Annotated in this window: 11 protein-coding genes; 9 read left to right on the top strand and 2 right to left on the bottom strand. The window is 60.8% G+C overall.

The window, feature by feature from the left end:
* Positions 1-129: 129 nt before the first annotated feature.
* The 8 genes from rimP (at position 130) to ACOKS3_RS25245 (ending at position 9,529) form a co-directional block, all read left to right on the top strand.
* Positions 130-588 (top strand): ribosome maturation factor RimP, encoded by a 459-nt coding sequence (gene rimP, locus ACOKS3_RS25280; protein ID WP_054885662.1) that lies wholly within the window; start codon positions 130-132, stop codon positions 586-588.
* A 59-nt stretch (positions 589-647) separates the two neighbouring features.
* Positions 648-2,129, top strand: coding sequence for a transcription termination factor NusA (nusA, locus tag ACOKS3_RS25275; RefSeq protein WP_103448910.1), 1,482 nt, complete (start codon positions 648-650; stop codon positions 2,127-2,129).
* Between the two features lie 27 nt (positions 2,130-2,156).
* Positions 2,157-4,703 (top strand): translation initiation factor IF-2, encoded by a 2,547-nt coding sequence (gene infB / locus ACOKS3_RS25270; RefSeq protein WP_103448911.1) that lies wholly within the window; start codon positions 2,157-2,159, stop codon positions 4,701-4,703.
* Between the two features lie 116 nt (positions 4,704-4,819).
* Positions 4,820-5,218 (top strand): 30S ribosome-binding factor RbfA, encoded by a 399-nt coding sequence (rbfA, locus tag ACOKS3_RS25265; RefSeq protein ID WP_085677211.1) that lies wholly within the window; start codon positions 4,820-4,822, stop codon positions 5,216-5,218.
* 3 nt (positions 5,219-5,221) lie between these two features.
* Complete coding sequence (gene truB, locus ACOKS3_RS25260; protein WP_027917683.1) at positions 5,222-6,139, top strand: tRNA pseudouridine(55) synthase TruB; 918 nt, start codon at positions 5,222-5,224, stop codon at positions 6,137-6,139.
* A gap of 150 nt (positions 6,140-6,289) precedes the next feature.
* Entirely contained in the window at positions 6,290-6,559 is a 270-nt protein-coding gene (gene rpsO, locus ACOKS3_RS25255; protein WP_103448913.1) for a 30S ribosomal protein S15, read from the top strand.
* A 249-nt stretch (positions 6,560-6,808) separates the two neighbouring features.
* Positions 6,809-8,914, top strand: a complete 2,106-nt coding sequence (pnp, locus tag ACOKS3_RS25250) for a polyribonucleotide nucleotidyltransferase (RefSeq protein WP_103448915.1) — start codon at positions 6,809-6,811, stop codon at positions 8,912-8,914.
* A 264-nt stretch (positions 8,915-9,178) separates the two neighbouring features.
* Complete coding sequence (locus ACOKS3_RS25245; protein ID WP_079226478.1) at positions 9,179-9,529, top strand: BON domain-containing protein; 351 nt, start codon at positions 9,179-9,181, stop codon at positions 9,527-9,529.
* Positions 9,530-9,608: 79 nt separating this feature from the next.
* Here ACOKS3_RS25245 and ACOKS3_RS25240 read toward each other — a convergent pair whose 3' ends face one another.
* The gene (locus ACOKS3_RS25240) at positions 9,609-9,911 is read right to left on the bottom strand and encodes a heme-binding protein (RefSeq protein WP_103448916.1); all 303 of its coding nucleotides are present in this window, start codon (positions 9,909-9,911) and stop codon (positions 9,609-9,611) included.
* Between the two features lie 60 nt (positions 9,912-9,971).
* Here ACOKS3_RS25240 and ACOKS3_RS25235 point away from each other — a divergent pair, with 60 nt between their 5' ends.
* Entirely contained in the window at positions 9,972-10,385 is a 414-nt protein-coding gene (locus tag ACOKS3_RS25235; protein WP_103448917.1) for a VOC family protein, read from the top strand.
* A 103-nt stretch (positions 10,386-10,488) separates the two neighbouring features.
* On the opposite strand, the gene ACOKS3_RS25230 is transcribed toward ACOKS3_RS25235, so the two are convergent.
* Positions 10,489-13,425: a DUF748 domain-containing protein gene (locus tag ACOKS3_RS25230; protein ID WP_422764515.1), complete on the bottom strand. Its 2,937-nt coding sequence runs from the start codon at positions 13,423-13,425 to the stop codon at positions 10,489-10,491.
* Positions 13,426-13,439: the final 14 nt, after the last annotated feature.

The following is a 13,439-nucleotide window of genomic DNA, read 5'->3' as shown; positions in this document are numbered from 1 at the left end:
TCAGCGGAGCCCCTTTTCAGGGGCTTTTTGCTAGCCGAACAAAATTTACGGCGTCGTTGTCCTACGGCGCTTTCAGGGATGGGCGCTTCGCCCATTTTTTATTTGCACAGCATGCACGAGGGGGTTCAGGTGTCGAGCAAGCTAGAACAGTTGCAGGCCTTGTTGGCCCCGGTGGTCGAGGGTCTGGGCTATCAGTGCTGGGGGATCGAATTCGTATCCCAGGGTAAGCATTCGGTACTGCGCATCTATATCGACAAGGAAGACGGCATCCTGGTGGACGACTGCGAAGCGGTCAGCCGTCAGGCCAGCGCGATCCTCGATGTGGAAGATCCGATCAGCAGCGAATATACCCTTGAGGTCTCCTCTCCAGGCATGGATCGCCCACTGTTCACTCTGGAACAGTTTGCCTCGCATGCCGGCGAACAAGTGAAGATCAAGCTGCGTTCACCCTTTGAGGGTCGTCGTAACTTCCAGGGCCTTCTCCGCGGTGTGGAGGATCAGGACGTGGTGGTCCAAGTGGACAACCAAGAGTTCCTGCTGCCGATCGACTCGATCGACAAGGCCAATATTATTCCCAGTTTTGACTGAGACGTGCCGGGCCCGGCGGACTATCCGGGCCCAATGGCTTGCGCAAGGCGAGGCGTACGATGAGCAAAGAAGTACTGCTGGTTGTTGAATCGGTATCCAACGAAAAAGGTGTACCGCCCGGCGTCATTTTCGAAGCGCTGGAAGTGGCCCTGGCTACTGCAACCAAAAAACGTTTTGAGGACGAAGTCGACCTGCGTGTGGAAATCAACCGCCACACCGGTAGCTACGAGACTTTCCGTCGCTGGACCGTGGTCGACGAGAACGACCTGGACGACCCGGCGATCGAAACCTGGCTGGACAAGATCAAGGACACTCACCCGGAAGCTAAAGTCGGTGACGTGATCGAAGAAAAGATCGAGTCCATCGAATTCGGCCGTATCGCCGCGCAGACCGCCAAGCAGGTCATCGTGCAGAAGGTCCGTGAAGCCGAGCGCGCCCAGGTGGTCGACGCCTACCGCGAGCGGGTCAACGAGATCATCTCCGGCACCGTCAAGAAGGTCACCCGCGACAACGTCATCGTTGACCTGGGTAACAACGCCGAGGCCCTGCTGGCCCGCGAAGACATCATTCCACGTGAGACTTTCCGTGTTGGCGTGCGCCTGCGTGCGCTGCTCAAGGAAATCCGCACCGAGAACCGCGGTCCTCAGCTGATCCTGTCGCGCACCGCGCCGCAGATGCTGATCGAGCTGTTCCGCATCGAAGTGCCGGAAATCGCCGAAGGCCTCATCGAAGTCATGGCTGCTTCCCGTGATCCGGGATCGCGTGCCAAGATCGCCGTCCGCTCCAAGGACAAGCGCATCGACCCGCAAGGTGCCTGCATCGGCATGCGCGGTTCGCGCGTCCAGGCCGTATCCGGCGAGCTGGGTGGTGAGCGTGTGGATATCGTCCTGTGGGACGAGAACCCGGCGCAATTTGTCATCAACGCCATGTCGCCGGCTGAAGTCGCGGCGATCATCGTTGATGAAGATGCCCATGCAATGGACATCGCCGTTGCCGAAGACAACCTGGCGCAAGCCATTGGCCGTGGTGGTCAAAACGTTCGCCTGGCCAGTCAGCTGACCGGCTGGACCCTGAACGTGATGACCGAGAAGGACATCCAGGCCAAGCAACAGGCTGAAACCGGCGACATCCTGCGCAATTTCATCGAAGAGCTGGAAGTCGACGAGGAGCTGGCCCAAGTGCTGGTCGACGAAGGCTTCACCAGCCTCGAAGAAATTGCCTACGTACCGTTGGAAGAAATGCTCAACATCGATGGCTTTGACGAAGATATCGTCAATGAGCTCCGCGCTCGAGCCAAGGACCGTTTGTTGACCAAGGCCATCGCTACCGAAGAAAAACTGGCAGACGCCCACCCGGCCGAAGACCTGCTCTCCCTTGAGGGCATGGACAAGGACCTGGCGGCTGAACTGGCGGTGCGCGGCGTGGTTAACCGCGAAGACCTGGCCGAGCAGTCGATTGACGACCTGCTCGACATCGACGGCATCGACGAAGAGCGTGCCGGCAAGTTGATCATGGCCGCCCGAGCCCACTGGTTCGAGTAATTAGGCGCGGCCTGAGGAGAGAAGTGCATGACGCAAGTCACGGTGAAAGAACTGGCCCAAGAGGTCGAGGCACCGGTAGAGCGCCTGCTGCAGCAGATGCGTGAGGCAGGTCTGCCGCACACCGACGCCGGTCAGGTAGTGACCGACAATGAGAAGCAGACTCTGCTGACCCATTTGAAGAGCAGCCACAAGAGCAAGGCGGAAGAGCCGCGCAAGATTACCTTGCAGCGCAAGACCACCAGCACCCTGCGTGTCGCCGGTAGCAAGAGCATCAGCGTAGAAGTACGCAAGAAGAAAGTTTTCGTTCAGCGCAGCCCGGAAGAAGTCCAGGCTGAGCAGAAGCGTGAGCTGGATGAGCGCCGCGCGGCTGAAAATGCCGCCCGCAACAAGGTCGAGGCCGAAGTTCGCCAGCGCAACGAAGAGCAGGCTCGCCGTCAGGCGGCCGACGCCGTTGCCGCTGCGCCAGCCCCGGCACCTGCTGCCAAGGCCGAGCCAGCGCCTGCCGCCGCTCCGGCCCCGGTAGTCGCCGACGTACCAGCGTCCGAAGACGCCGCAGCCCGTGCTGCCGAGCGCAAGAAGGACGAAGCCCGTCGCAACGAAGGCCGCACCCGTGACGAAGACCGTCGTGGTGGCGAGCGTCGTGGCGAAGCGCCGCGCGTGTCGATCAAGGTCAAGGTCAAGGAGAAGGAAAAGGCCCCGACGCCTCGTGCCGCTCCGCGTACCACTGACGAAGAGAGCGATGGCGCTCGTCGTGGCCGTGGTGGCAAGAGCAAGCTGAAGAAGCGTAACCAGCACGGCTTCCAGAACCCGACTGGCCCTGTCATTCGTGACGTGACCATCGGCGAGACCATCACCGTCTCGGAACTTGCCAACCAGATGTCCGTCAAGGGCGCCGAAGTGGTCAAGTTCATGTTCAAGATGGGTACCCCGGTTACCATCAACCAGGTGCTCGACCAGGAAACCGCTCAGCTGATCGCAGAAGAGTTGGGCCACAAGGTCACGCTGGTCAGCGATACCGCCCTGGAAGATTCCCTGGCCGAATCGCTGAAGTTCGAAGGTCAGACCGAGTCGCGTGCGCCGGTCGTTACCGTCATGGGTCACGTTGACCATGGTAAGACTTCGCTGCTCGACTACATCCGTCGTGCCAAGGTTGCTGCTGGCGAAGCTGGCGGTATTACCCAGCACATCGGTGCCTACCACGTGGAAACCGACCGCGGCATGGTCACCTTCCTCGATACCCCAGGCCACGCTGCGTTCACTCAGATGCGTGCTCGTGGTGCCAAGGCGACCGACATCGTCATCCTGGTGGTGGCGGCGGACGACGGCGTGATGCCGCAGACCCGCGAAGCCGTTCAGCATGCCAAGGCAGCTGGCGTTCCGCTGGTGGTTGCAGTGAACAAGATCGACAAGCCGGGTGCCGACCTCGATCGCATCCGCAACGAACTGGCCGTCGAAGGCGTGACCTCCGAGGACTGGGGTGGTGATACTCCATTCGTCAAGGTTTCGGCGAAGATGGGTACCGGCGTCGACGAACTGCTTGAAGCCGTCCTGCTGCAGGCCGAGATCCTCGAGCTGACCGCCACCCCGACCGCTCCAGGTCGTGGCGTCGTGGTCGAATCGCGCCTGGACAAGGGCCGTGGCCCGGTGGCGACCATCCTGGTTCAGGACGGTACCCTGCGTCAGGGCGACATGGTCCTGTGCGGTTCCAACTATGGCCGCGTGCGTGCCATGCTCGACGAGAATGGCAAGCCTGTGAAGGAAGCCGGCCCGTCGATCCCGGTCGAGATCCTTGGCCTGGACGGTACCCCGGAAGCCGGTGACGAGCTGTCCGTGGTTGCCGACGAGAAGAAGGCCCGCGAAGTTGCCCTGTTCCGTCAAGGCAAGTACCGCGAGGTCAAGCTGGCCCGTGCTCACGCTGGCAAGCTGGAAAACATCTTCGAGACCATGGGTCAGGAAGAGAAGAAGACCCTCAACATCGTCCTCAAGACCGACGTGCGTGGTTCCCTGGAAGCACTGCAGGGCTCGCTGGGCGGTCTGGGCAACGACGAAGTTCAGGTTCGCGTGATCGGTGGCGGCGTCGGTGGTATCACTGAAAGCGACGCCAACCTGGCGCTGGCTTCGAATGCAGTACTGTTCGGCTTCAACGTGCGTGCCGATGCCGGCGCGCGCAAGATCGTCGAGCAGGAAGGTCTGGATATGCGTTACTACAACGTGATCTACGACATCATCGAAGACGTCAAGAAAGCCCTGACCGGCATGCTCGGCAGCGATGTTCGCGAGAACATCCTGGGCGTTGCAGAAGTGCGTGACGTGTTCCGTTCGCCGAAGTTCGGCGCCATCGCTGGCTGTATGGTCATCGAAGGTACCGTTTACCGCAACCGTCCGATCCGCGTACTGCGCGATGACGTTGTGATCTTCGAAGGCGAGCTGGAATCGCTGCGTCGCTTCAAGGACGACGCTTCCGAAGTGCGTTCGGGCATGGAGTGCGGTATTGGCGTCAAGAGCTACAACGACGTCAAGGTCGGCGACAAGATCGAAGTCTTCGAGAAAGTCCAGGTTGCTCGTACCCTTTAAGGGTGAGCAGGGCGCCAGCCCCCGCCGCAGGGCGGTGGGCAGCGCCTCAGTAGGTAGCGCCCGGTCAGGCTTCAGCCTCACCGGGCGTTTGCCGCTTTAAGTTACAGGTAGCAAGAATGGCCAAAGAATACAGCCGTACCCAACGTATCGGTGATCAGATGCAGCGCGAGCTGGCCGAGCTGATCCGCCGTGAAGTCAAGGACCCACGCGTCGGTCTGGTGACCATCACCGCTGTGGATGTCAGCCGCGACCTGGGCCACGCCAAGGTCTTCATCACCGTCATGGGCGAAGAAACGCCAGACGCCGTGCAGCAGTCGCTCAAGGCCCTGAACAGCGCCGCAAGCTTCCTGCGCCTGCATCTGGGCCGCTCGATGCAGCTGCGCAGCGTGCCGCAGTTGCACTTCCACTTCGATGAAAGTGTCAGCCGCGGTGTCCACCTGTCGGCGCTGATCGAACGTGCAGTGGCCGAAGACCGCCTGCACAAGGATGCCGACGAGCCGGACGCCAAGGAGTAAGCGGTGGCCCAGGTCAAACGTATCCGCCGCAACGTCAGCGGCATCATCCTGCTCGACAAGCCGCTGGGCTTTACCTCCAACGCTGCGCTGCAGAAGGTGCGCTGGCTGCTCAATGCCGAGAAGGCTGGCCATACCGGCAGCCTCGACCCGTTGGCGACCGGCGTGCTGCCGCTGTGCTTCGGTGAGGCGACCAAGTTTTCGCAGTACTTGCTCGATTCCGACAAGGGCTACGAAACGGTCATGCAGATGGGGCAGACTACCAGTACCGCGGACGCTGAAGGCGAAGTCCTGCAGACCCGTGAGGTAACCGTTGGTCGCGCCGATATCGAAGCGGTGATCCCGCGTTTTCGCGGTGAAATCCTTCAAGTACCGCCGATGTACTCGGCGCTCAAGCGCGACGGCCAGCCGCTATACAAACTGGCGCGTGCAGGAGAGGTAGTGGAGCGCGAGGCGCGTTCTGTTACTATTGGCCGCTTGGAGTTGCTCGAGTGCGAAGGCACCCGTGCGCGGTTGTCGGTTGGCTGCAGCAAAGGCACCTATATCCGTACCCTGGTGGAGGATATCGGCGAGGCCCTGGGCTGTGGCGCCTATGTCGCCGAGTTGCGCCGGACCCAGGCCGGGCCTTTCGCTCTGGCCCAGACGGTAACCCTCGAGGAACTCGAGCAGGCCCATGCCGAAGGTGGCAACGAAGCGCTCGATCGCTTCCTGATGCCGTCCGACAGCGGGCTGCAGGACTGGCCACTGGTGTGCCTCTCCGAGCACAGCGCTTTCTACTGGCTGCATGGCCAGGCAGTGCGTGCGCCGGATGCACCACAGTTTGGCATGGTCCGCGTACAGGATCACAATGGCCGCTTCATCGGTATCGGTGAAGTGAGCGAAGACGGGCGCATTGCGCCGCGTCGACTGATTCGGTCGGAATGACCGAAACCATCGGCCGAGGCTTTGGCTGAAACCGGTGGACCGAGGGTGGCTGTCAATAGGCACGGTCACAGCTCATTTTATTAATACAGGGTTTTGTCCCTGGCCTATTGGGCCCCGTTTGCGGGATCCGTTTAAGTTTGGAGAAGCCTCATGGCCCTCAGCGTTGAAGAAAAAGCTCAGATCGTTGCCGAATACCAGCAAGCCGCCGGCGATACCGGTAGCCCGGAAGTGCAGGTTGCTCTGCTGACCGCCAACATCAACAAGCTGCAAGGCCACTTCAAGGCCAACGGTAAAGACCACCACTCCCGTCGTGGTCTGATCCGTATGGTTAACCAGCGTCGTAAGCTGCTGGACTACCTGAAGGGCAAAGACACCACTCGTTACAGCGCCCTGATCGGTCGCCTGGGCCTGCGTCGCTAATAGCGGCCTGGTCAGTGGTGTGCATGGCGTGTCGCAGGCTTCGGCTATGCTGCTTTGCAGCATCGCTGTCGGACACGCCACGCGTATCTCCGAGGTTGGCAGCCTGGTTTTGCTGAGCGGTTCACCGCGCAGCAGCCAGGCTCCCAACCTCGTGTTGTATCTGGACGGTCAATGGGGCCGATTCCCCGTTCTGCCCAAGAATTCGCAAGAAACCAGTTCCCCCAGAGCCACTGAAAAAGGTAGGAAACCGTGAACCCGGTAATCAAGAAATTCCAGTTCGGTCAATCGACCGTTACTCTCGAAACGGGCCGTATCGCCCGTCAGGCAACCGGCGCCGTGCTGGTGACCGTCGACAACGACGTCACCGTGCTGGTAACCGTGGTCGGTGCCAAGCAGGCCGATCCAGGCAAGGGTTTCTTCCCGCTGTCGGTCCACTACCAGGAAAAGACCTACGCCGCCGGCAAGATCCCGGGTGGCTTCTTCAAGCGTGAAGGCCGTCCTTCCGAGAAAGAGACGCTGACCTCGCGCCTGATCGACCGTCCGATCCGTCCGCTGTTCCCAGAAGGCTTCATGAACGAAGTGCAGGTTGTCTGCACTGTGGTTTCCACCAGCAAGAAGACCGATCCGGACATCGCCGCGATGATCGGTACTTCGGCTGCACTGGCAATCTCCGGCATTCCGTTCGAAGGCCCGATCGGTGCTGCCCGCGTTGCCTTCCACGAAAGCACCGGCTACCTGCTGAACCCGACCTACGAGCAACTGGCTGCCTCGAGCCTGGACATGGTCGTTGCCGGTACTTCCGATGCCGTGCTGATGGTTGAATCGGAAGCTCAAGAGCTGACCGAAGACCAGATGCTGGGCGCCGTACTGTTCGCCCACGACGAGTTCCAGGTGGTTATCCAGGCTGTCAAAGAGCTGGCTGCAGAAGCTGCCAAGCCGACCTGGGACTGGAAACCGGCCGTTGCCAACACCGAACTGTTCAACGCCATCCGCGCTGAGTTCGGCGAAGCTGTTTCGCAGGGCTATACCATCACCGTCAAGGCCGACCGCTACGCGCGCCTGGGCGAGCTGCGCGACCAGGCGGTTGCTAAGTTCTCCGGTGAAGAAGGCCAACCTTCGGCTGGCGAAGTCAAAGACATCTTCGGCGAAATCGAATACCGCACCGTTCGCGAAAACATCGTCAACGGCAAGCCACGTATCGACGGCCGCGACACCAAGACCGTACGTCCGCTGAACATCGAAGTCGGTGTGCTGCCGAAAACCCACGGTTCGGCGCTGTTCACCCGTGGCGAAACCCAGGCCCTGGTCGTTGCGACCCTGGGTACTGCGCGCGACGCCCAGCTGCTGGACACCCTCGAAGGCGAGAAGAAAGACCCGTTCATGCTGCACTACAACTTCCCGCCGTTCTCGGTGGGCGAGTGTGGTCGCATGGGTGGTGCCGGCCGTCGCGAAATCGGCCACGGCCGTCTGGCCCGTCGTTCGGTTCAGGCCATGCTGCCAGCCGCTGACGTGTTCCCGTACACCATCCGCGTGGTTTCGGAAATCACCGAATCCAACGGTTCCAGCTCCATGGCTTCGGTCTGCGGTGCTTCCCTGGCACTGATGGACGCTGGTGTACCGATGAAGGCGCCAGTTGCCGGTATCGCCATGGGCCTGGTCAAGGAAGGCGAGAAGTTCGCAGTCCTGACCGATATCCTCGGTGACGAAGACCACCTCGGCGACATGGACTTCAAGGTTGCGGGTACCGCCAAAGGCGTTACCGCACTGCAGATGGACATCAAGATCAACGGCATCACCGAAGAGATCATGGAAATCGCCCTGGGCCAGGCCCTGGAAGCGCGCCTGAACATCCTCGGCCAGATGAACCAGATCATTGGCGAGTCGCGTACCGAGCTGTCGGCCAACGCCCCGACCATGATCGCGATGAAGATCGACACCGACAAGATCCGTGACGTCATCGGCAAAGGCGGCGCCACCATTCGCGCCATCTGCGAAGAGACCAAAGCTTCGATCGATATCGAAGACGACGGCTCGATCAAGATCTTCGGCGAGACCAAGGAAGCTGCAGACGCTGCCAAGCAGCGCATCCTGGGCATCACCGCTGAAGCCGAGATCGGCAAGATCTACGTCGGTAAGGTCGAGCGCATCGTCGACTTCGGCGCCTTCGTCAACATCCTGCCTGGCAAGGACGGCCTGGTGCACATCTCGATGCTGAGCGACGCTCGCGTTGAGAAAGTGACCGACGTGCTGAAAGAAGGTCAGGAAGTCGAAGTGCTGGTACTGGACGTGGACAACCGCGGCCGTATCAAGCTGTCGATCAAAGACGTTGCCGCTGCCAAGGCTTCGGGCGTCTAAGCGACTGACTCGCAAAAGGAAAAAGGGCCCCTCGGGGCCCTTTTTTTTATGGGTCTCGGGAACCTTTTGCGTGCTTGCATCTTGCATGCAGGTTTTTCACCCTGATTGCAAAATGCACGACATACGTTTGCTTGAAAATTAGCTAAGTAGTTGATTTATATGAAAACAAGCGAGACGGCAAAGCTGGCACAGCGCATGCAACTACACTCTTACCTGTCGCCAGGACTTACGGCGCAGACCTTTCGAAAAACAGGAGTGACCCACATGAAGAAGTTCGCCATTGCTGCCGCTACTGCTACCGCTCTGACCCTGACCATGGCTAACGCGGCGTTCGCCCAACAGTCCACCCAGGCCCCCATGACGATCGCGGCCGGTGAGGTGACCAAAGCCAAGGAAGCGACCTCGGACACCTGGATCACTACCAAGGTGAAATCGGACCTCATGACCGAGAAGGGCATTCCAGGCTCCGATATCAAGGTCGAGACCAACAAAGGGGTTGTCTCCCTGTCGTCGACCACTGCCATCACCGAATCGCAGAAAAAAATGGCGGTTGATATCACCAAGAAAATCAAAGGCGTGAAGGCCGTCTCTGCGGATGGCCTGAAAGCCGAATAAGGAATGTCCCGTCGGCCAAACGGACTTGGCCACCTTCACTGAAAAGCCCCTGCCTGCGCCGGGGCTTTTTCATGGGCGCTCAATACACCGGATTGCGGGCGATCACATCGCTCTCGAAGCATTCCTGTTCGACGATCAGCGGCTCGACCAGCGGGCGGCTGTCGCGGAAATGGGCAGTCTGGGTGTGTGCTTCGTACGCATCATCGTCACGGTAGATCTCGTACAGGTAGATGACGTCCGGGTCGATCCGGTCCTGAGAGACGTCGAACACCAGGCAACCTGGCTCAGTGGCGACCGAGGCAGCGGCATTGACCTTGATGGCGGTGAGAAAGGCTTCGGCGCAGCCGGGTTTGACGCGGGTCTTGATGAACAGGCTATACACAGGGCGGTCCTTTTGTTTTAAATTCTATTCAGAATTGTATACAAAAATGGAGTCGTGCCAATGTCCGAATTACCTGTTCGTCCCGGTCGCCTGAATGGTCTGCGCCACATCGCCCTGCTGGTGCCCAACCTGGAGGAGTGCGAGCGTTTCTATGTCGATGTCATGGGCATGGAGGTGCTGAACCGGGCCAACGAAGACCTGGTTTACCTGACCTGCGGTAACGACAACTTGTCGCTGGGGCGTGGGGCAGGGGCGGCCAATGGGCTGCAGACCTTGGACCATTACGGGTTCATCGTGGACAGCGTTGATGAGCTGGAGGCCTGGTACCAGTATTTCAAGGCGCGTGGGGTGACCTTGCTCGACCGGCCGTTCAACCATGGTGACGGTGCGCGCAGCTTCCACCTGCTGGACCCGGCGGGGAACAAGGTGCAGCCGCTGTATCACCCATCGGTGTCAGGGCAGCGGCTGGTATAAGCCTTTACCGGGCTTTTCGCGGGGCAAGCCCCCTTCTACAGGAGCATGCGGTCCCTGTAGGAGCGGGCTTGCCCCGCGAAAAGGCCGGACCTGCTCACCCGGATCACTCGGCATCAAGGTGCATCGGCGTAATCACCCGCCCATCACTCTCGGCCTGCCCCAGGTTGGTATCGATGAAGTACACCCGATCATCCTCGAGCTTGCCCTTGTCGACCAGGTAGTCCTTGATGCTGCTCGCCCGCTCCTGGCCAAGGGTACGCAGCAATGCAGTGCTTTCAGCCCAGGACTTGATCACCGCCTCCCGCAACTTGGCGGTGCGCTCGTCACGGCTCAACTGCTCCCATTCTGCCGGCGGCTGCTGCTTCAGGCGGGTACGGTAGATACCTTCGAGCATTGCCGGTTTGTCGCTGTCATCGACCAGCAGCATCGAGGCGTTCGCCGGTACCTTGTCGCCACGGCGTTGCAGGATCTTGTACCAGGTCGCCTGATACTCGCGCTCCAGGCGCTGCTGGGCGATCAATGGGCCGTCGCTGCTCTGGGCGCTGGTGCCTTCGATTTCCAGGCGCAGCTCCGGGCGCTCCTTGAGGGCGGACGCGAGCTTGTCCAGCGTCGACTGCGCATCGCCACTGAGTTCACTGGAGCCTGGGGCAAACGACACGGTACCGAGGTCTTCCGAGCCACCACCGGAAATCAGCCCACCAATGAACTTGAACGGTGCCTGGGCCGCACGCAGCACCAGGTTGCGCAGGGTCTGCCAGACGATTGGCATGACGCTGAATTGCGGGTTGTTCAGGTCGCCTGAAACCGGCAGTTCGATTGAGATCCGCCCTTCGGTGTCCTTGAGCAGGGCAATCGCCAGGCGGATCGGCAGGTCCACCGCATCGGGGCTGTCGACCTTTTCACCCAGCTGCAGCTGCTCGACCACCACCTTGTTTTCGGCCTTGAGCTGGCCGTTGGTGATCAGGTAATGCAGGTCGAGGTTCAACCGCCCCTTGCGGATGCGGAAGCCGGCGAACTTGCCGGAGTAGGGCGTCAGGGTGGTCAGTTCGACGCGCTTGAAGCTGGTGGCGATATCCAGGCTGGCCAGCGGGTTGAACGGGTTGAGTGCGCCCTTGATGGTGACCGGGGCATAACGGTCGACCTTGCCTTTGACGTCGACTTTGGCCGGTGCCGGCTTGCGGTTGTCGATGGTGCCGATCTGGCCATTGAGCTGCTGGATGGCGGTGGCGAAGTTCGGTGTCAAGGTCAGGTCGGCGAAGTTGGCCGAGCCATCGTTGATGTCGATCTGGCCGATGTGGATGCCCAGGGGTTTGCTGGCCGCGGTGCTGGCTGGTTTGGCCGGACTGCGGGCCGATGCGCCGGCCGGTTGCGGGATGAGCAGGTCGTCGACACTGGTGGTGCGGTCTTCGTTGATGATGAAGCGCGCGTAGGGCTGCAGCAGGGTCACCTTGTCGATCGACAGGGCATCACCGTGCACATACGACAGGCCATCGACGTTGACTTGCTGCCATTTGACGAAATCTCGGCCCTTGATGGTGTCCAGGGTGTGCAGCTGGTTGACCTGTGCCTTGCCAGCGACGTTGAAGGCCAGTGGCTCGGTGCTCTTGAGGTCGACCTTGAGGTCGCTGGCGAGCATGCCGCTGCGCAGTTCGAGGCGAATGAACGGGCTGATGTAGGCCTGCGCAACACGCAGGTCGATGTCTCGGGTGCTGACATCGAGCTTGGCCGTGATCGGCGCCAGGTTCACTTCACCGGCCGCCTGCAGCTTGCCTTGCTTGCCAATGCCGGTGTCGAGCTTGAGCGTGAAAGGCGACTGGTTGAGGCTGTCGAAACCCTGCATGTCGAGATTCAGCGGGCCAACATCCAGTGCCACCGGTTCGTTCTGGCTGCGGTCGGCAAGGTGGACCTGATAGTTGCGCAGTTGCACGTCCTTGAGCAGTACCTGCCAGGGCTTGCTCGGCGCTTTCGCGGCTTTTTCTTCTGCGCTCGGTTCGGCAGCAGCTGGCTCGGCCTTTTCCTTCGGTGTGGCCTTGGCCGGCTGGCTGGCGAACAGCTTCTGCCAGTCGAGTTGGCCGTCCTTTTCCAGGGCTGCCCAGGTTTCCAGTTTTTCGCTGCGCACCTTGCCGACGGTGACCAGCTGCTTGGCCAGGTCGATGGATGTCTCGCTCACTTCCAGGCTGGCCAGGCGTGCCAACGACCGGCCATCCGGGGCCTTGATGGCGAACGGCGCGATCTTGAGCGCGGTGTTGTCCAGCAACAGCTCGGTTTGCTTGGACAGGTTCAGCTTGTAGTGGGTGTCCATGCTGAATACGCCGTCCTCGAGCACAAGGGGCACGGCATCACGCACATAGGGCCAGAACAGCTTCATGTTGCCGTCGGTGACCTTCAGCGTGCCTTCCGAGGCAATCGGCGCCAGGCTGAGGGTACCGCTCCAGTCGACACGTCCACCGTTGGGGCCAATCGCCACCAGGGTCATGTCGGCGTTGTCATCCGGCAGGGTGCTGAGGTTCTTCAGCTCCAGGTTCATGTCGTCGTAGACGAACTCGATCGGCTCGCTCGGGCGCTGATCCTGAAAATGCAGGTAGCCGCCGCTGAGCTTGATACTGTCGATACGCATTGGGAACGGGTCGCTGGGCGGCTCGTCCGGCTTGGGTTCGCTGGCAGGCAACTTGAACAGTTGGGTCAGGTTGAGCGTGCCGTCCTTGGCGAACAGCACTTCGTTGCGTGGCTTGTCGAGCTCGATCGCCTGCAGGTGGAGGGCACGTTTCCACAGGCTGTCGAGCGCCAGGTTGGCGTACAGCCGTTCGAAGCCGATCTGCTCCTTGCCGGGCTCGCCGAGCTGCAGGCCCCACACTGTCAGCTCGAGGCTGAAGGGGTTGAGTTCGATGCGTTGCAGGTGCGCCGGCACGGTGGCGTATTGCGCCAGCTGCTGGTTGGCGATACGCAAGGCGACACCAGGGAGAATGAGGAAGCCGAGCAGGCTGTAGAGGGCCACGAGAGCCAACAGGGCGCCGAGGGCGCGAGTCAATCCTTTGTACATGTGTCGCTTCATCT

It is taken from the genome of Pseudomonas sp. HS6-2, assembly GCF_049325675.2.
Classification (GTDB): Bacteria; Pseudomonadota; Gammaproteobacteria; order Pseudomonadales; family Pseudomonadaceae; genus Aquipseudomonas; species Aquipseudomonas putida_N.
The sequence above is the reverse complement of the archived record's forward strand: the minus strand, read 5'-3'. Positions and strand labels throughout refer to the sequence as shown.